The organism is Stenotrophomonas sp. BIGb0135 (genome assembly GCF_024810105.1).
Taxonomy (GTDB): domain Bacteria; phylum Pseudomonadota; class Gammaproteobacteria; order Xanthomonadales; family Xanthomonadaceae; genus Stenotrophomonas; species Stenotrophomonas maltophilia_AB.
Genome location: NZ_JANUDX010000005.1, coordinates 103,521 through 122,320, shown reverse-complemented (window position 1 = coordinate 122,320; position 18,800 = coordinate 103,521). Strand labels below are relative to the sequence as shown.

At 67.3% G+C, this 18,800-nt stretch carries 15 protein-coding genes; 9 read left to right on the top strand and 6 right to left on the bottom strand.

Annotated elements, in window-relative coordinates:
* Nucleotides 1–5: 5 nt before the first annotated feature.
* Both M2421_RS12565 and M2421_RS12560 read right to left on the bottom strand, forming a co-directional pair.
* Nucleotides 6–1,337, bottom strand: a complete 1,332-nt coding sequence (locus M2421_RS12565; RefSeq protein WP_259207145.1) for an ATP-binding protein — start codon at nucleotides 1,335–1,337, stop codon at nucleotides 6–8.
* A gap of 5 nt (nucleotides 1,338–1,342) precedes the next feature.
* A complete protein-coding gene (locus M2421_RS12560) occupies nucleotides 1,343–2,032 on the bottom strand; it encodes a winged helix-turn-helix domain-containing protein (RefSeq protein ID WP_259207144.1) in 690 nt (229 codons plus the stop codon).
* Nucleotides 2,033–2,372: 340 nt separating this feature from the next.
* Here M2421_RS12560 and M2421_RS12555 point away from each other — a divergent pair, with 340 nt between their 5' ends.
* On the top strand, nucleotides 2,373–2,978 hold the full coding sequence (locus M2421_RS12555) for a porin family protein (RefSeq protein ID WP_259207143.1): 606 nt from the start codon (nucleotides 2,373–2,375) through the stop codon (nucleotides 2,976–2,978).
* 155 nt (nucleotides 2,979–3,133) lie between these two features.
* Nucleotides 3,134–4,978, top strand: coding sequence for an asparagine synthase-related protein (locus M2421_RS12550; protein ID WP_259207142.1), 1,845 nt, complete (start codon nucleotides 3,134–3,136; stop codon nucleotides 4,976–4,978).
* Between the two features lie 94 nt (nucleotides 4,979–5,072).
* Here the strand turns inward: M2421_RS12550 and M2421_RS12545 are convergent, their stop codons facing one another.
* Both M2421_RS12545 and queD read right to left on the bottom strand, forming a co-directional pair.
* Entirely contained in the window at nucleotides 5,073–5,438 is a 366-nt protein-coding gene (locus tag M2421_RS12545) for a phasin family protein (RefSeq protein ID WP_259207140.1), read from the bottom strand.
* A gap of 201 nt (nucleotides 5,439–5,639) precedes the next feature.
* Entirely contained in the window at nucleotides 5,640–5,993 is a 354-nt protein-coding gene (queD, locus tag M2421_RS12540) for a 6-carboxytetrahydropterin synthase QueD (RefSeq protein WP_259207138.1), read from the bottom strand.
* 187 nt (nucleotides 5,994–6,180) lie between these two features.
* On the opposite strand from queD, the gene M2421_RS12535 reads away from it, so the two are divergent.
* Together M2421_RS12535 and M2421_RS12530 are read left to right on the top strand one after the other, a co-directional pair.
* Nucleotides 6,181–8,832 carry a TonB-dependent receptor gene (locus M2421_RS12535; protein WP_259207136.1) on the top strand — a complete coding sequence of 884 codons (2,652 nt, stop codon included), beginning with the start codon at nucleotides 6,181–6,183 and terminating at the stop codon, nucleotides 8,830–8,832.
* 29 nt (nucleotides 8,833–8,861) lie between these two features.
* The gene (locus tag M2421_RS12530; protein ID WP_259207134.1) at nucleotides 8,862–11,474 is read left to right on the top strand and encodes a M14 family zinc carboxypeptidase; all 2,613 of its coding nucleotides are present in this window, start codon (nucleotides 8,862–8,864) and stop codon (nucleotides 11,472–11,474) included.
* Nucleotides 11,475–11,893: 419 nt separating this feature from the next.
* Here the strand turns inward: M2421_RS12530 and M2421_RS12525 are convergent, their stop codons facing one another.
* Nucleotides 11,894–13,294: a DEAD/DEAH box helicase gene (locus M2421_RS12525; RefSeq protein WP_259207130.1), complete on the bottom strand. Its 1,401-nt coding sequence runs from the start codon at nucleotides 13,292–13,294 to the stop codon at nucleotides 11,894–11,896.
* Between the two features lie 484 nt (nucleotides 13,295–13,778).
* Between M2421_RS12525 and M2421_RS12520 the strand changes: the two genes are divergently transcribed.
* Nucleotides 13,779–14,768, top strand: a complete 990-nt coding sequence (locus M2421_RS12520; protein WP_259207128.1) for a fumarylacetoacetate hydrolase family protein — start codon at nucleotides 13,779–13,781, stop codon at nucleotides 14,766–14,768.
* 29 nt (nucleotides 14,769–14,797) lie between these two features.
* Entirely contained in the window at nucleotides 14,798–15,442 is a 645-nt protein-coding gene (gene maiA / locus M2421_RS12515; RefSeq protein ID WP_259207417.1) for a maleylacetoacetate isomerase, read from the top strand.
* Nucleotides 15,443–15,546: 104 nt separating this feature from the next.
* Here the strand turns inward: maiA and M2421_RS12510 are convergent, their stop codons facing one another.
* On the bottom strand, nucleotides 15,547–16,680 hold the full coding sequence (locus M2421_RS12510) for a PilT/PilU family type 4a pilus ATPase (protein WP_259207126.1): 1,134 nt from the start codon (nucleotides 16,678–16,680) through the stop codon (nucleotides 15,547–15,549).
* 154 nt (nucleotides 16,681–16,834) lie between these two features.
* Between M2421_RS12510 and M2421_RS12505 the strand changes: the two genes are divergently transcribed.
* The 3 genes from M2421_RS12505 to M2421_RS12495 all read left to right on the top strand — a co-directional run bounded on the left by M2421_RS12505 (nucleotide 16,835) and on the right by M2421_RS12495 (nucleotide 18,678).
* Nucleotides 16,835–17,179, top strand: coding sequence for a DUF4398 domain-containing protein (locus tag M2421_RS12505; RefSeq protein WP_259207124.1), 345 nt, complete (start codon nucleotides 16,835–16,837; stop codon nucleotides 17,177–17,179).
* A gap of 26 nt (nucleotides 17,180–17,205) precedes the next feature.
* Nucleotides 17,206–18,090 carry a hypothetical protein gene (locus tag M2421_RS12500; RefSeq protein WP_259207416.1) on the top strand — a complete coding sequence of 295 codons (885 nt, stop codon included), beginning with the start codon at nucleotides 17,206–17,208 and terminating at the stop codon, nucleotides 18,088–18,090.
* 369 nt (nucleotides 18,091–18,459) lie between these two features.
* Entirely contained in the window at nucleotides 18,460–18,678 is a 219-nt protein-coding gene (locus M2421_RS12495; protein ID WP_259207122.1) for a YdcH family protein, read from the top strand.
* Nucleotides 18,679–18,800: the final 122 nt, after the last annotated feature.

Below are 18,800 nucleotides of genomic sequence, written 5' to 3'. Positions count from 1 at the left end.
GGGGCTCAGGCCTCTGGCAGCAGCAGCCGGAAGCGCGCGCCACCGAGTACCGAGTCGCAGACATCCGCGCTGCCACCGTGCTTGGTGGCGATGATGTGGACCAGGGCCAGGCCCAGTCCGAAACCGTCGGGGTGTCGCTGCAGCTGCACGTAAGGCTGGAAGATGCGCTCACGATCGGCCGGGGCCACGCCCGGGCCGTCGTCATCCACGGCGATGACCAGCCCCGATCCAGCGACATGCAGGCTCACGACCACCTGACCGACTGCGTGCCGCCGTGCATTGCCGATCAGGTTGCCCAGCGCCAGCATCAGCGCATCGCGGTTGGCCACCAGGGTGCGCTGATGAGGGGGCTGGAAGCAGAGCCTGGGGCTGCGGTCGCCGGCGGCGGGAAAACGCTGCCCGAGCGCCTCGAACAGCTGCGCAATGTCCAGCCGGTGCGTGGCCACCCGGGGGCTGCGGCCGAACTGTGCGTAGGTCACCCCGGCAGCGGCCAATTGCTCCAGCCGCGCCACATCGGTTTTCAGGCCGTCCAGCAGTTCCGCGCCTTCCGGGTCTTCGTCGCCGATCTGCATCATGGCCAGTGCGAAGCGCATTCGTGCCAATGGGGTGCGGGTTTCATGGGCAACCGCCTGGGACAGGATCCGCTGCCCTTCCATCACGTCCTGCAGTTGCGTTGCCATGCTGGACAGCGCCTCACGCAGCGGCCGCACGAGGTGGGTACTGACGGCAGGTGCCGCGACGGCCAGCTCTCCCTGCTGGATCGCCAGCGCCATGTGCCCCAGCGCATAGACATCGCGCCACAGCCGATAGACCAGGAAATACAGGGGTAGCGCGATGGCGACGATGAAGATGCTGATCATCACCGCCGTATCCACGCGCTCGCTGTCGTACCAGGCAACATCGGCCTGCTCGGGCTCGGAGAAATCGCCCAGCACCAGCACCTGTGTGGCGCCGGGAAGGCGCTGGTAGCTGAAGTGACCGTCCGGCGACAACACCAATCCCCCCTGATCCAGATGCTTCAGCGACGGCGGATCCAATACGTGCGGTGCCTCGGCGAGCGTCATGACCCGCAGCGGGTAGGCGAACTGCGTCTGCAGCAGCCGGGTCAGCTGCGGCCAATCCGCCTTGGGGGTGTCGGCATAGCGCGCATGCAGGAGATGGTGGATCCCCTGCAGCTGCGTGCGCACCTGCTGATCCTCGCCCTGCTCGGTCAGCGTCGCCCACAGGTACAGCCCGCACGCGATCAGGACGAAGTAGGCCAGTACGAAACCCAGGCAATAGCGCAGGAAGAGGCGGAAATGCCCGGTGCGGTGGATGGCGGTATCGCGGGGCGCCATCGTATTCAATCCCAGCCGGCTCGATTGAATAGATAGCCCTTGCTCCGGATGGTCTTGATGCGCTCGGGTACCTCGCCCAGATCGCCGAGCTTGCGGCGCAGCCGTGAAATGCGGGCATCGATCGAGCGATCCAGGCCGTCGAAGCCGATGCCGCGCAGGTCGCGCAGCAGATCGTCCCGGCTGAGTATCGTCCCGGCACTTTCGGCCAGGCATAGCAACAGGTCGAACTCGGCCGTCGTCAATTCGATACGCCCAGACTGCAGGGTAACCTCGCGGGTATCGCGTTCGATGCGCAGCTGCCCGAAGCACAGTGTCGGACGCGTCCGTCGCTGGCCGGTGTCGCGACGCAGGTGCGCGCGTATGCGCGCCAGCAGCACGCGCGGTTCGATCGGCTTGCCGATGTAATCGTCCGCACCCAGCTCCAGCCCAAGCACCTGGTCGATATCGTCGGTGCGAGCGCTCAACATGCAGATCACCCCGCTGAAACGCGGCCGGATCGAGGCGCAGACGGCAAAGCCATCGATGCCGGGCAGGGTCACATCCAGCAGGACCACGGCCGGGGCCAGACCGGGAATGCGCTCCACCGCGCCTTCGCCGCTGAGCACATGCACCACATCGTAGCCATGGCGCACGAGATAGGCGCTGACCAGGGCGCCAAGACGCGCGTCATCCTCCACCAGCACGATATCAACCATCGCGGCGCTACCTTGTCTTCCCTGCCTGGCGCGATCCTAAGGCAGCACGAGCGGGAGCCGAGGTGTGCGCTGAACGTACCCGTCAGCCTGTGCATCCGGGAGGCCTGCGTGGGGGCGAACACATGGTGAAACCGAGGTGGAACACGTCCTGAGATGTCTTGATCGGACGGTCTTATGGCATGCGTGCGGACGCGTGGAAGACGTGCCGTAGTGTCGCGTTCCACCCGCTGTTACCGACGGTTACAAACGGTCGAGAGCGGTTGCGCGACTCACACGCGCGCTGCACTGACACACCCTCGCCGCGAACCCACGCTGTGCACTCCCAACCAAGGAGTCACCCATGTACATCAAGCGGTCCCTCATTGCCCTTTCGTTGGCCCTGGTCGCCACCACCGCCCAGGCCTCTCCTGCCGACCGCGAGGGCGCCTATGTCTACGGCGGCGTCGGCAAGGTCCACGGCCACTGGAAGGTGCCGGCAGCCGATGGCGCAGCCGGTGCGGCGCAGAAGCAGAGCGGTTCGCAGAAGGGTTACGTCCTCGGCGCCGGCTACCGCTTCGGGCCGTACCTTGCAGCGGAAACCTCTTTCGATACGACGATCGGCAACCGCCGGCAGGCCGGATCAGGCGTTTTCACCAGCCGCTCCTTCAACGTGGGCGGCGTAGGCCTGATTCCTGTTGGCGAGCATGTCGAGTTGTTCGGCAAGCTCGCGGTGGGAAGCCGTCAGCAGGGCATTCTGGCGCCGGCCGGTACGGACCAGAAGCGCGTGAAGCAGAGCACATTCGCCGCCACGCCCAGTCTCGGTGCCAACGTGTATCTGACCGACGCACTCGCGTTGCGGGCCGAGTACACGATCCCGATGTCGGCCAACAAGAAGGTTCAACAGGCCGCCGGCGTGGAGAAGATGCGCCTCAACAGCTGGAACGTGGGCATGTCCTACGCCTTCTGATCGGCAACGCCATCGCCATCGCCATCGCCGACCGCTGCGGCCGGCGGTGGCCTGTTCGCGATCCTGGCGGGAGGAATCTCTGTATGAGTGGTATCTGTGGCGTCGTCGTGCGCCCTGGAAAATGTTCGGCTGGCCTGCCGCACCGCGTGGACGCCATGAGTGCGGCGTCGCGCCACGGCGGCCGCGCGCCGTCGGCCTGGTGCGATGAGAGCAACGGCGTGGCGATGGCGCGATTGCATCAGGTGGGTGGCACGCCATCGTCCCCGCAGCGTTCCCTGTGCGGGCGCTATGTGCTGTGCCTGGACGGTACGCTGTATACCCGTGCGGCGCTGCAGCGCGAGTTTGCGATGTCTGCGGGAGCCAGCGAGGACGATGCGACGCTGCTGCTGCGCTCCATCGCTGCCCGAGGACTGCAGCGCACGTTGACCCAGTGCGATGGGGACTTCGCGCTGGCCGTATGGGACCGCCAGGAACAGGTCCTGTGGCTGGCCCGCGACCGGGTCGGCGCGCGGCCGCTGTACTACGGCTGGTGCCACGGCGATCTGCTGTTCGGCATGGGGCTGGCCTCGCTGCACGGCTATCCCGGCTTCCAGGCGCCGATCAATCGCGACGCGCTGCCGCTGTTGCTGCGCTTTGGCTACATTCCCGCGCCGCACAGCATCCAGCAGGGCATCTTCAAGGTCGCTGCGGGCTGCGTGGTCCGGCTCACCCCGGCCATGCGCGCCGCGGGGGCGGAGGCCCACGGCGTGCACGCGGGCGGTCGCCGCTACTGGGACGCCCGTGAGGACATCCGCACGGCCATCGATGAGCGCGCACACATGCCGGTGTCCAGCGACGATGCGCTGGAGCGGTTGGAGATGCTCTTGCACCAGGCGGTGGCGCGGCGGACGCCAGGGGACGGCGGCGCGGCGGCATTCCTGTCCGGAGGCACGGATTCCTCAATAGTCACCGCTGTCCTGCAATCGCAGTCCACGCTGCCGGTCGACACCTTCACTGTGGGATTCGACGATCCGCGCCACGACGAAGCCGACTGGGCGGACCAGGTGGCGGCCCGGCTCGGCACCCGGCACACCCGTCACATCCTGCGCCGGAGCGAGGCGGGCAGCCTGGTGGCGGCGCTGCCGGACATTTGGTGCGAGCCGTTCGCGGATGCGTCACAGGTGCCGACCTTGCTGGCCAGCATGCTGGTGGCCGATCGACATCGCGTGGTGATGACCGGCGATGGTGGGGACGAGCTGTTCCATGGGCACGGTGCGTACCAGCGCGCCATCTGCAATGCGGCATGGAACGCCCGCGTTCCCACGGCGGTGCGCAGCCTGCTGCGGCGATGGCCTGCGGCGGATCCGGAGCGGGCACGGCTGGGTGGCTGGCCTGCAGTGCGTTCGGAACTGGGCGCGGACAGTGTGGAAGCGCATTACCTGTTGCGGGTGTCGCGCTGGCGTGATCCGGCGCGCGTGGTGCTGCACACACGCGAGCCGAGCACGGTGTTTACCGATCGCGCACGGTGGCTGGAGGCGGGCGATCCGGCGGATCGCGTGCAGTACCTGGATTTCCTGATGGACCTCGGCAACGGCATCCTGACCAAGGTCGATCGCGCCGGTGCGGCGCACGGGCTGCAGACCCGTTCGCCGTTGCTGGATCCGGCCGTGGCGCGCTTTGCCTGGTCGCTGCCCGGCAACCTCACGTTCGCCGGCGGCGAACACAAGTGGATTCTCAAGCAACTGCTGTCGCGGCATCTGCCCGAAAGGCTGGTGTATCGCCCGAAAAAGGGCTTTGGCCCGCCGGTCGCCGCATGGCTGGCGGGCCCGCTGTTCCCGTGGGCCAACGCGCTGCTGGATGAGCACCGGCTGCACCGCGAAGGCTTCTTCGATGCGGCCAAGGTCGCGCGGATATGGACGGAGTTCTGCGCGGGCCGACGCAAGTGGCACACCCACCTGTGGCCGATCCTGATGTTCCAGGCGTGGCTGGAACGGCACCGGCAGGCGATCGCCGAGGCCTGAACGCCGCCCAAAAAAAGACCCGACAGAGGGAGGGTTCTGTCGGGTCTGGGATTGCGTGGGGGGAGGGACCCACGCAAATTCGATGTTGTCCGGCTCAGCCGCGGGTCTTGCCCGGGCGGGTCGCGGCGGCCGCGAACGGCTGCCGGGCGAGTTCGCTGAAGGCTTCAGAGGCTTTCAGCCCCAGCCCGGCCACTTCCTGGCTGGCGCTGGTCCAACGGGCGAGGTTGTCACGTGCCAGTTGCGCGCCTTTGGGCAGCAGCGACTGCAGCGTGCCGGCATCCTGTGACTGCACGATGTCACCGAAGAACCCGCTGGTGGCGGTGATGTTCTTCTCCAGCGTCTTCACCTGCACCCCGAACATGCTTTCGGCATTTTCCAGTGCGAGCCGATGGGCACGCGTGGCCGCGGCGGCCAGCTGGCGGGTGTAGTCGCTGAAGGAATCGGTGAACGCGGACGCCATGGAGGACGGCTCGAGAACGTTGATGCAATGCAGCATACGCCGAAAATATTGCATTGCAACAACTTGTTGCCAGTTGTGGTCCGGTTTCCGGAAAACCCGTTATAAATCAACGAAGTGTGTGGGGCGACCCGCCGCGTGCAGCGGGCGCGCGAGCCGGCCAGCGGCTGGCATTGCCGGCCGGACTGGTGACGGTCCGCCGGCTCAGCCGCGGTAGCGGCAGCCGGAGGTGCAGGTTTCGTACACGGTCACTTCGCTCAGCTGCGGCAGGGCCGGCTTGAGCTCGTTCCAGATCCAGATCGCCAGGCGCTCGCTGGTGGGATTTTCCAGCCCGGGGATGTCGTTGAGGTAGTGGTGGTCCAGGCGGTCGTAGATCGGCTGGAAGGCCGCTTTGACCTCGCCGAAATCCATGATCCAGCCGGACTGCTCGCCCGGCTCGCCCTCGACCTTCAGTTCCACCCGGAACGAGTGCCCGTGCAGGCGCGCGCACTTGTGGCCCGGCGGCACGTTGGGGAGGAGGTGGGCGGCCTCGAGGGTAAAGACTTTGAAGATTTCCATAGGCGCATTGTACTGGTGGACCCGCCCGGCGGTGACGCCAACAGCCCGGCTGCCTTCACGTAAACATTTCCATCCGGATGAAGAGATGGTAGTTTCTCTTATATCCGTATGAAGAGATGTTATTGGCCGGTTCATGGCCAGGCATGGATTACTGCGGAACTCGTCGTCCACCACCCCACTGAAGTTCATGCCCAAGCACACCCTTCTTGTAGCGGCGCTTTCCGCCGCTCTGGCTACGCCTTTGCCTGCGTTTGCCGATGCCGCCCCCGATGCAACCGCCGATGCCGCCGGCGACAGCAAGACCCTCGCCGCCGTGCGGGTCACCGGGTCCAACATCAAGCGCACCGATACCGAGTCGGCCAACCCGGTGCAGGTGATCGGTCGCCAGCAGCTGGAGGAGACCGGCAAGGCCACCGTCGCCGACGTGCTGCGCTCGATCTCGGCCAACACCGGCAACGCCAACAACGAGACCACCAACAATGGCTGGGCCTCCGGCTCGGCCGGCATCGGCCTGCGCGGCTTGTCGCAGAAGAACACGCTGGTGCTGCTCAACGGCCGCCGCCTGGCCAACTATGGCTTCCCGGCCGGGGGCCTGTCGGACACCTTCGTCAACCTCAACGCACTGCCGCTGGTGGCCGTGGAGCGCATCGAAGTGCTCAAGGACGGCGCCTCGGCCGTGTACGGCTCCGACGCGGTCGCCGGGGTGGTCAACATCATCACCCGGCAGAACTTCCAGGGCGCCGAACTCGGTGGCAGTCTGGGCACCGCCGACCAGGGCGGGCTGGATGAGCAGACGCTCAAGTTCATTGGTGGCATCGGCGACCTGGACACCGACGGCTACAACATCCTGGTCAGCCTGGAAGGCTACAACCGCGAGCGCCTGGACCAGGACCAGCGCGACCTGACCAAGTCCGGCATCTACACCGACAAACCCGGCGGGCGCTGGAACGGTTGGTCGGCCAAGGGCGCGCGCTATCTGGTCAACGGCACCTCGGTGCCGATGCTCGATGCCAACGGCAACTGCCCGGAAGGCACCACGCTGGTGGCCAGCGCGCCGATCGATGGCCTGGCCGGCAACACCTGCGGTTTCAACCAGGCCCCGTACACCACGCTGATTCCCTCGACCAAGCGCTACCAGGCCTACGTCAATGGCACCTTCAAGGTGAACGACAACGTGGAAGCCTTCGGTGAAGTGCTCTACAGCGACATCAAGGGCGTGTCCTGGTTCGGCAGCAGTCCGTTCTTCACCCTGGAAAGCGGTCGCTTCGCGCTCAACGCCGACACCGGCCTGGCCGAGCCGGTCTCCTCCAACCTGCCGGCCAGCAGCCCCTACAATCCGTACGGCCGCGCGGTGCCGATCGAGTACACGTTCTTCAACCTCGGCGCGACGATCAAGACCAACCGCTCGCAGGCCTACCGCGGCCTGGTCGGGCTGCGCGGCAGCCTGCAGGACTGGGATTGGGAAGTGGGCGCGTTCGGTGCGCGCAGCAGCGAGCGGGAAACCGTATCCGGCGGCTTCGCCAACCGGTACGCACTGGCCGATGCGTTGGCCAGCGGCAGCTACAACCTGCTCAATCCGGCGGCCACCTCCCCGGACGTGCTCAACGCGATCAACATCAGCACGCTGCGCCCGGCCGAGTCGGTGCTGCAGGGCGTGGATGCGAAGATCTCCGGGGCCCTGGGCCGTACCTGGGCCGGTGAGATCGGCTTTGCCGCCGGTGCCGAATGGCGCCGCGAAAAGCTCGATTCGAACAATCCCTGGCAGATCGACGCCGGCCTGCAGATCCGCCCGGCCATCGCCGAAGTGCATGGTGAGCGCAAGGTCACCGCCGCCTATGCCGAAGTCAACGTGCCGCTGGCCGAGCGCCTGGAACTGCAGGCCGCCGCGCGCGCCGACCATTACAGCGATTTCGGCGACGCGTTCTCGCCCAAGCTGAGCCTGCGCTGGCAGCCGTGGGACATCCTGCTGGTGCGTGCGGCCGCCTCCAAGGGCTTCCGTGCGCCGTCGCTGTCGGAGAACTCCAACAGCACCAGCATCGCCTACGGCAGCGTGATCGATCCGCGCGATCCGGACGTGCCGGGCTCGCGCCAGAACCCGACCTTCTTCACCGTCGGCAACAACGACCTCAAGCCCGAGCGCACCAAGAGCTTCAACGCGGGCATCGTGCTCTCGCCGTGGTCCAACACCAGCCTGAGCGTTGACTACTACCGCATCGAGCTGGAAAACCTGGTCGGCACCAACAACACCCAGACCCTGGTCACCGACGACGTCCCCGGCGCGGTGCTGCGCGATGAGCGTGGCAAGCTGCTGGCCGTCTACAACCGCTACCAGAACCTGAGCGAGCTGAAGACCTCCGGCATCGACGTGGAACTGCGCCAGCGCTTCCCGACCGAGCGCGCCGGCGACTTCGCGCTCAGCAGCGCCTTCACCCACGTACGCAACTACAGCCGTCCCACCGTGGTCGGCGGCCCGCTGGTGGATTACGCCGGCAGCAACCTCGGCGCCACGCTGCCCAAGAACAAGGCCACCACCAGCCTGGACTGGAGCTACGGCGACTTCCGCACCGCGCTCACCTGGTACTACACCAGCGGTTACGACCAGAAGGCCAGCGCGGCCGCTACCGCCGTGCAGGACCGCGTGGATTCCTACAGCCAGTTCGATCTGTACCTGGGCTACACCGGCATCGACAAGCTGACCGTGTACGCCAAGATCCAGAACCTGGCCGACGAGGAACCGCCGTACGACGCGTCCTTCCCGGGCATCCGCGCGCCGTACGACTTCAGCCAGTACGACCTGCGCGGGCGCTACTTCACCGTCGGTTTCGACTACCGCTTCTAACTCCTTTGTATCCAACGGGGCCGGCCGCGATGCCGGCCCCCGTTCCATGGGGAATTGCTGTGTCCTTGCATCGTCTCGTGTCACGTCCCATCCGCTGGCTGGTGGGGTCGTTGTGGTTGCTGGCAGCGCCGGCGTTCGCGCAGAGCGCGTATTTCTTTCCGCAGGGCGGCGATTTCGATCCGTCCATTCCCACCCCACAGCAGTTTCTCGGCTACGAGATCGGCAGCCGCTATACCCGGCATGACCAGCTCGTGGCCTACTTCGACGAACTGGCCAGACACTCGGACAAGATCAAGGTCGAGCGCATCGGCAGCAGCTACGAAGGTCGCCCGCTGCTGATCGCCACCATCACCTCGGCGCAGAACCTGCAGCAGCTGGAGACCCTGCGCCGCCAGCACGTCACCCTGGCCGACCCGGCGCAACCGCTGAGCGCGGCCGGCAGCAGCCCGGTGGTGGTGTGGCTGGGCTACAGCGTGCACGGCAACGAAACCTCCAGCGGCGAAGCCGCGCTGCTGACCGCCTACTACCTGGTGGCCAGCCGCAGCGCCGATACCGCGCAGTGGCTGCAGCAGGCGGTGGTGCTGTTCGACCCGGCGCAGAACCCGGACGGGCGCGACCGCGCGGCGAGCTGGCACAACGCGTATGCCTCCTCACCGGCCTCGGCCGATCCGGCCGACAAGGAACATGTCGAGCCGTTCCCGCAAGGCCGCACCAATCACTATTTCACCGACCTCAACCGCGACTGGCTGGCCCTCACCCAGCAGGACACGCGGCCGAAGATCGCCTACTTCCACCGCTGGTACCCCAACGTCCAGATCGACTTCCACGAGATGGGCAAGGACAGCACCTACTACTTCGAACCGTCGCCGGCGAGCATGCACAGCCCGCTGCTGCCGGCATCGTCGTACGCGTTCAACAAGACCCTGGCCAAGTACCACGCGCAGGCGCTGGACGCGCTGGGCTCGCTGTACTACACCGGCGAGAACTTCGACAATTTCTCGCCGGTGTACGGCTCCACCTATCCGGACTTCCACGGCGCGGTCGGGGTGACCGTCGAGCAGGCCAGCTCGCGAGGCCGCGTGCAGGAATCGGTGAATGGCCTGCTGACCTTCCCGTTCACCATCCGCAACCAGGTCGCTACCGGCCTGGGGACGATCCGCGGCGCGGTGACCGAGCGCAGCGGCCTGCTCAAGCTGCAGAAGGACTTCTTCCAGTCCGCGCTGAAGCAGGCGGGCCAGCAGCCGGTCAAGGCGTTCGTGTTCGGCGATGCGCACGATCCCGGGCTCACTGCCAAGCTGCTGGACCTGCTGCTGCAGCACCAGATCACCGTGGAAGCGTTGAGCGCTGCGGTGACGGTGGATGGCCAGCGCTTCGAACCGGGCAGCGCCTACGTGGTGCCCACCGCGCAGCCGCAGTTCCGGCTGGTCCATTCGATCTTCGCCGACACGCCGCCGATCAAGGGCGACGTGTTCTACGGCAGCACCTCCTATGCGATCGCACCGGCCTACGGCGTGGCCTTCGCCGGCAGCCGCAGCCGCATCGCCGGCGGCGCTCGGGTCAGTGCCCTGGCGCCCGCGCAGGGCGGGGTAGTGGGGGGCCAGGCCGGCTATGCGTATGTGCTGGACTGGCGCGACTACAACGCCAGCCGCGCGCTGTACGCCCTGCAGGCACGCGGCTTGCTTACCCGCGCGGCGTTCCAGCCGTTCACCGCCGCGACTGCCGAGGGCGAGCAATCCTTCGCGCGGGGCAGCGTGGTGATCCCGGTAGCCGGCCAGCCACTGGCCGGGGCGGCGTTGCTCGCTGCCGTGGATGACGCCGCCCGCAGCAGCGGCGTGCGCGTGCATGCCCTGGCCAGCGGGCAGAGCCGCAGCGGCATCGACCTGGGCAGCGACAGCGTGAGGTCGCTGCGCAAACCGGCGGTGGCGCTGGTGATGGGCGAGGGTGTCAGCGCCACCGAGATCGGCTCGGCCTGGTTCGTGCTCGACCAGCAGGTGCAGCTGCCGGCCAGCAAGCTCGACCCGGCCCAACTGGGCAAGGTCGCGCTGGATCGTTACACCACCATCGTGCTGGCCGGCGGCACCTACGCCGGGGTGGACGCCACCGCGGTGGCGGCGCTGAAGCGCTGGATCAACGCCGGCGGCTCGCTGGTCACCTACGGCACCGCCGCGCGCTGGGCGATCGAACAGAAGCTGGCCGAGGAAAGCCTCGGTGAAGAGGAGAAGCAACCGGACAGCGCACGCCGTGCCTTCGGCGACCAGCGCGACATTGCCGCGATCGAGCGGGTCAGCGGCAACATCCTCAGCGCGGACGTGGACACCAGCCACCCGCTCGGCTTCGGCCTGCCGCGCACGCAACTGGCGATCAACAAGGAAAACGGCATCAGCTTCAAGCCGAGTCGCAATCCGTTCTCCACGGTGGTGCGCGTGGACGAGACGCCGCGCGTCAATGGCTATCTGTCCGAGAGCAACCGCAGCCGCGTTGCGGGCAGCGCCTGGTTGCTGGTGTCGCCACAGGGGCAGGGCAACGTGGTGCTGTTCGCTGACGACCCGGCCCACCGCAAGTACTGGCATGGCACCGAACGCCTGTTGTTGAACGCGATCTTCTTCGGCAACCAGCTCAACCCGACCAAGCCGCGCGGATAAGGCAACGGCGGCCCCCGTAGAGCCGACCGTTGGTCGGCTATCGCGATCCGGGTAGAGCCGACCGTTGGTCGGCTATCGCAATCCTGGTAGAGCCGACCGTTGGTCGGCTATCGGAGCACCCGAACGAACGGCAGCCGACCAACGGTCGGCTCTACGCCCGGACGAAGGGCAGCCGACCAACGGTCGGCTCTACGGCCGGGCGAAGGGCAGCCGACCAACGGTCGGCTCTACGCCCGGGCGAAGGGCAGCCGACCAACGGTCGGCTCTACGGCCGGACGACGGGCAGCCGACCAACGGTCGGCTCTACGGCCGGGCGAAGGGCAGCCGACCAACGGTCGGCTCTACGGCCGGAGGCAAACCCAAAAAAAAGGGCGACGCAGATGCGTCGCCCTTTTCAATTCAACCGGTCCGCGAACGGATCAGCTGGCGCGACCGCCGCCGCTGCCCTGGCCACGGCCGCCGCCGGCATTGGCGCCGCCACGGCGCTGGCCCTGCGGCTGGCCGCCGCGCGGCGCACCGCGACCGGCACCATCACGCTGGCCGCCGCCGGTCTTCTTCGGACCGGCATGGGCGTGGCGCGGGCCCTCGGCGTGCGGGCGACGCGCGTGCTTGCGCGGCGAACGATCGCCGCCCGGCACTTCGGCCTTGCCCGGCGCGCTGTTGCCCCAGCGGATCGGGGTCTGCGGCTCGAAGCCCGGCACGTCGCGGATGTCCATGTCCTTGTCGAGCAGGCGCACGATCTGGCGCAGCAGCTTGGCTTCGTCCTGCGCCACCAGCGAAATCGCCTGGCCGGTCGAGCCGTTACGGCCGGTACGGCCGATGCGGTGCACGTAATCCTCGGCCACCATCGGCAGGTCGTAGTTGATGACCTTCGGCAGCTCGTTGATGTCGATGCCGCGCGCGGCGATGTCGGTCGCCACCAGCACGGTCACCCGGCCGGCCTTGAAGTCGCCCAGGGCGCGCAGGCGCTGGCCCTGGCTCTTGTTGCCGTGGATCGCCGCGGTCTTGATGCCGGACTTGTCCAGGAACATGGCCAGCTTGTCGCAGCCGTGCTTGGTACGGCCGAACACCAGGGTCTGCTCGCGGCTGTCCTGGGCCAGCAGGTGCAGCAGCAGTTCGCGCTTGCGCGCGCCATCGACCGGATGCACGCGGTGGGTGATGGTCTCGGCGACGGTGTTCTTCGGGGTCACCTGGATCTGCGCCGGATCGCGCATGAACTCCAGGGCCAGCTGCTTGATGCTCTCTTCGAAGGTGGCCGAGAACAGCAGGGTCTGGCGGTTCTGGCGCGGCAGCTTGGCCAGGATCTTCTTGATCGACGGCAGGAAGCCCATGTCGAGCATGCGGTCGGCTTCGTCCAGCACCAGGATCTCGATGCCGGACAGGTCGACGCTGCGACGCTCGATGTGATCGATCAGGCGGCCCGGGCAGGCCACCAGCAGGTCCACGCCACGGCGCAGCACGTCGAACTGGTTGCCCATGCCGACGCCGCCGTAGATGCAGGCGCTCGGGATGCGCAGGTACTTGCTGTAGCCGCGCAGGCTGTCATGCACCTGGGTGGCCAGTTCGCGGGTAGGGGCCAGCACCAGCGCACGCGGCTTGCGCGGGCCGTTGACGGCCTGCGGGTTGGTGCCCAGGTGCTGCAGCAGCGGCAGGCCGAAGGCGGCGGTCTTGCCGGTACCGGTCTGCGCGCCGGCGAGCAGGTCGCGACCTTCCAGGGCCAGCGGGATCGCCTGTTCCTGGATCGGGGTGGGGGTATCGTAGCCCTGCTCGGACAACGCGCGCAGCAGGAACGGGGCAAGGCCCAGGGATTCAAAAGACATCGGGTGGAAGCTCCAAAGACAAGGTAACGCCAGACCGAATGGCCAGACGCGAGGCAGATCAGAATGTGATCGGCTGACTCGGAGCGTTCCCGTGAACCGCGCTGCGAGAATTGGGTGCAGCCGGCGCGGTGCGCAGACTGGAATGCATGACGAATGGCGTCGGAGTGGGGGCGGGCGACGGATCGTTGATCCATATCGCCGGCGATCCCGAAGGGAAACGGACGGCCGCTGCAGACCCGCATAGTCTAACGGATAGTTGAGATCCCTACCAAATGCCCCTGTTCAGTTTGGCCGAGGGCGCCAGGCGCCGGGATCCACGCCATGCATGGCGGGACGGGCCTGGCAGGGGCCCGCGGCGCGACGGGGCAGGTCGCCGGCAGCGGCAAGGATGCTTTAGGGTGGGCGATGCGGCGGTGCAGCTGGTGACCGTGTCGCGCATTTGATTACACTTGAAACCTATTTTCGCGATCCCGGATACCCACCCATGAAGCTTGGTTCTTTGAAGGAAGGCGGCCGCGACGGCACCCTGATCGTGGTCTCGCGCGACCTGCGCCATGGCGTGCGCGCCACCGGCATCGCCACCACCCTGCAGCAGGCGCTGGAAGACTGGAGCCACCTGGCGCCGCGCCTGAACGCGCTGTACGAATCGCTCAACGATGGCAGCGCCGACGGCGTGTTCGACATCGACCTGCAGGCGCTGGCCGCGCCGCTGCCGCGGGCGTATGAGTTCGTGGACGGCAGCGCCTACCTGCCGCACGTGGCGCGCGTGCGCCGTGCCCGTGGCGCCGAGGTGCCGGAAAGCTTCTACACCGACCCGCTGATGTACCAGGCCACCAGCGCCGGGTTCTACGGCCCGCGCGACGCGGTCAAGGTGGTCAGCGAGGAGTACGGCATCGACCTGGAGGCGGAGATCGTGGTGGTCACCGACGACGTGCCGATGGCGGCGACCCCGGAACAGGCCGCCGGCCACATCCAGCTGGTCGGCCTGGTCAACGACGTCTCGCTGCGCAACCTCATCCCGGGCGAGCTGGCCAAGGGCTTCGGCTTCCTGCAGTCCAAGCCGCGCTCGGCGCTGTCGCCGGTATTCGTCACCCCCGATGAGCTGGGCGAGGCCTGGCAGGACAGCAAGGTGCACCTGCCGCTGCTGACCCATATCAATGGCGAATGGTTTGGCGCCCCGGAAGCCGGCGTGGACATGCAGTTCAACTTCGCCCAGCTGGTCGCGCATGCGGCCAAGACCCGCCCGCTGGGCGCCGGTGCGATCGTCGGCTCGGGCACCATCGCCAACGAGGACACCAGCAAGGGGGCCTCGTGCTTCGCCGAGCAGCGCACCGTGGAAACCCTCCGCGACGGCAAGCCGAGCACGCCGTTCATGTCCTTCGGCGACGTGGTCCGTATCGAAATGCTCGACGCCGCCGGCGAGAGCATCTTCGGGGCCATCGAGCAGCGCATCGAACAGGCCGCCAAGCCCTGAACGCCACCGTCGCCAGCGCAGACACCGCGATCGAACTGTTCAGCTACTGGCGGTCCAGCGCGGCCTATCGCGTGCGGATCGGGTTGAACCTCAAGCAGCTGCCGTACCGGATCACCCCGGTGCACCTGCTGCGCGACGGTGGCCAGCAGCACAGTGAAGGCTACGCCGCGCTCAACCCGCAGGAACTGGTGCCCACGCTGCGGCATGACGGCCAGGTGCTGCACCAGTCGATGGCGATCCTGGACTACCTGGACGAGGTGTTCCCGCTGCCGGCGCTGCTGCCCGACGATGCCGCCGGGCGGGCGCGGGTGCGTGCGCTGGCGCAACTGCTGGCCTGCGACATCCACCCGCTCAACAACCTGCGGGTGATGCAGTTCTTCAGCGATACCTGGAGCGTGCCGCAGCCCGAGCGCGACGACTGGACCCGGCACTGGATGCAGGTGGGCTTCGAGGCCATGGAACGGATGCTGGTCGAATCGGTCGATACCGGGCGCTTCTGCCACGGCGACAGCCCCGGCCTGGCCGACTGCTGCCTGGTGCCGCAGCTGTACAACGCGCGGCGCTTCAACGTGGACATGGCGCCGTACCCGACCCTGGCCCGGATCGACGCGGCCTGCCTGGCCCTGCCAGCCTTCGACGCCGCGCGCCCGGAACACCAGCCCGACGCCGCCTGACCGGCGGCAACGGACGCGGTCGTGCCGGCCGTTGGCCGGCTCTCAACATCATTGTTCGAAACCGGTATCGGCAGAGCCACGCCATGCGTGGCTCCGCGCCCCCCTCAGAAGCCGTGGGTGATCGCCGCCGGTGCGCTGTTGGCCGAGAAGTCCGCGTACGGATCGTGCTCGCCGCTGCCGCCTTCGGAGAGGCGGAACTTCAACGCCAGGCCATCGCGCGAGTCGGCCGCGCGCAGCGCTTCCTCCTGCTCGATGATGCCGTTCTTGGCCATCCGGAACAGGCACTGGTCGAAGCTCTCCATGCCTTCTTCCAGCGAGGCTTCCATCGCCGCCTTGACCTCGTGCACCTGGCCGCGGCGCAGCAGGTCGCGGATCATCGGGGTGTTGATCAACACCTCGGTGGCCGGCAGGCGGCGCCCGTCCTTGCCCTTGACCAGGCGCTGGGACACCACCGCGCGCAGGTTCAACGACAGGTTCATCAGCACGTTGCGATGCGCGCTTTCCGGGAAGAAGTTGAGGATGCGCTCGATCGTCTGGTCGGCGTTGTTGGAGTGCAGCGTGGCCAGGCACAGGTGCCCGGTCTCGGCGAAGGCGATGGCCGCCTCCATGGTTTCGGCATCCAGGATTTCGCCGATCAGGATCACGTCCGGCGCTTCTCGCATCGCGTTCTTCAACGCGTTGTGGAAGGCATGCGTATCCAGCCCCACCTCGCGCTGGTTGACGATGGACATCTTGTGCTTGTGCAGGTACTCGATCGGGTCCTCGATGGTGAGGATGTGCCCGGTCGTGGTGCTGTTGCGGTGGTCGATCATCGACGCCAGCGAGGTCGACTTGCCCGAACCGGTCGAGCCGACCACCAGCACCAGCCCGCGCGGCGTCATGATGACGTCCTTGAGCACCTGCGGCAGGTTGAGCTCTTCGATGCTGGGGATCTTGCTGCGGATCGCACGGATCACCATGCCAACCTCGCCACGCTGCTTGAAGACGTTCACGCGGAAGCGCCCGGCGTCGGGCAGGGCGATGGCCATGTTGAGCTCCAGCTCGCGCTCGAACTCGGGCACCTGGCCCTCGTCCATCAGCGAGTAGGCGATCTTCTTGACCATGCCCGGCGGCAGGCCGGTGTTGCCCAACGGGTACAGCTTGCCCTCGATCTTGATGTAGACCGGGGCTCCGGTGGTCAAGAACATGTCCGACGCGTTCTTTTCGGTCATCAGCTTCAGGAAATAGCCGATATCCATGCGAAATGTTTCCCCAACAATCGGCCGCGTGCCATTGCAAGCACGCCGCAGGCTTCCGACAATGGCCGCGCTCCTACTTCTGGCGACGGCACCCCCAATGAATCCTAGCTTCGCACAAATACGACGTGTCCCGTACCTCACCCTGCTGATATGCGTGACGGTGTGCACACTCGCGTTCGCCGGTACCGCCCAGGCCCAGGAGGGCGCGCTGGAGCTGATGCAGGCCCGGCAAGCGGTCGACAAGGCCACCCAGGCCGATGCCGACCAGTACGCCCCGGACCTGATCGCCGTGGCCCGGCAAGGGCTGGAACAGGCGCAGCGCGCCGCCGGTGACCGCCGCGAGCGCAAGAACGCCCCGGCCCTGGCCGTTCGCGCCACGGTGGATGCCGACCTGGCCCGCGCCCGCAGCGAAGAAGCCACCGCCACCGCCCAGTTGCAACTGCGCCGCAATGAGGTGACCCAGCTGCAACGCCAGCTCGCCACCGGGGAGAACCGTTGATGACCGTCGCACCGAAGAAGTCGCGCATGCTGCGCGCGTCCACCCTGGTGCTGGCCGCCGGCCTGGCCCTGCCGCTGCTGGCCCAGGCCGCCGAAGACCCGGCCGTGGCCCAGCTCACCCAGCGCCTGATGGCCATCCAGGCCAACCCGGATGCGTCGCAGTTGGCCGCCTTCGAGCGCCTGCAGGCCCAGCAGGCCGTGGCCGAGCTGGCCAAGGCCAAGCGCCGCGACCTGGACCAGGCCCGCTACCTGGCCGAGCGCCGGGTCGAGATCGCCGAAACCAGCGTGCGCGCCGCCCTGGCCCAGCGCGAGGTCGACCAGCTTGAGCGCACCCGCAGCGAGCTGCTGATCGAGGCCAGCCGCCGGGACGCCCAGCGCGCCCGCCAGGAGGCCGAGCGCCTGCGCGTGCAGGCGCAGATCCAGGCCGAGGAAAGCGAGCGCCTGCGCCTGGCCGCCGAGCAGGAGGCCCTGGCCCGCCAGGACGCCGAGACCGCGCTGACCAGCGTGGCCGGCAAGCAGACCGCCCGGCTCAGCGCAGCCCAGCAGAGCGCGGCCAAGCTGGCCCGCGAGGAAGCCGAACTGGTGGCGGGCAGCAAGCTGCCGGGCTCGAAGTTCGACACCCGTGGCGAAGTCTTCACCTTCAACGGCGACGCCTTCGCGGCCGGCAAGGGCAGCCTGTCCGGTGGCGCCAAGGGCCAGGCCAAGGCGCTGGCCGAATACCTGAACATCGGCAAGAAGGGCCGGGTCCGGATCGAGGCCTACGACGCCGCGGCCGGGGTCGGCGAACAGCGCGCCCAGGCGCTGCGCGATGCGCTGGTGGCTGCAGGCGTCAGCGCCAGCCGGTTGCAGGTGAGCGGCAAGAAGGCCGCGGCCACCAAGGCCCGCTCGGCCGAGGTGATCATCGCGCCCTGATGCCGGACGAGGTATCGGTCATGACCGATGGTTGTGACGCAACTTCTTGTTTTCGTTTAATTTTCGTTGTTCTGCGTGTTCAGCCTGAACCTTTGCTGGCACGCGTCGACCATTTCAAATGAAACGCTTGAAGACCCTCCCGACCAAGCGTAGGGTCAGTTGTCCGGGTTGCCTTCCGCGACCCGGACGATTGGAGGGCCGGGCCGATGAACCGAGGGCACGAACCACAGCAGTCTGCAGTCCGGGCAGTCCCGGTTGCGCACGCGGGTTCGGTCGCGGTCATCGTCTGGCGCTCCGCCCAAAAGCAACGCCCCGTGCCGTAAGGCCGGGGCGTTCTTGTTTCTGCAAGACAGCGATAGGAGGTTCATCATGTTCGAAGGTCAGCCCCAGAGCGAGATCGATGCACGCCGCAAGCGTGACCCGGAATTCAAGGCACTTTACGAGCGGCACCAGAAGTTGAATAAAAAGTGCACGGATGCCCAGCTGGGTGTACTTCCGATAGACGATCTCACCTTGGGCCAGATGAAGCGTGAGAAGCTGCTGGCCAAGCAGAAGCTGGAAAGGATGTACAACTCCCCCACGCATTGACGCCTCAAGGGTGCCGGCCTGCCGCCGGTACCCGCCACCGACCGCCGCGGGCGGCGTCCGTCTCCTCGTCGACGGGCGCCGTCCGCGTCGCTCTTTCCGGGCCGGCACGTGCGTGCGTTTCC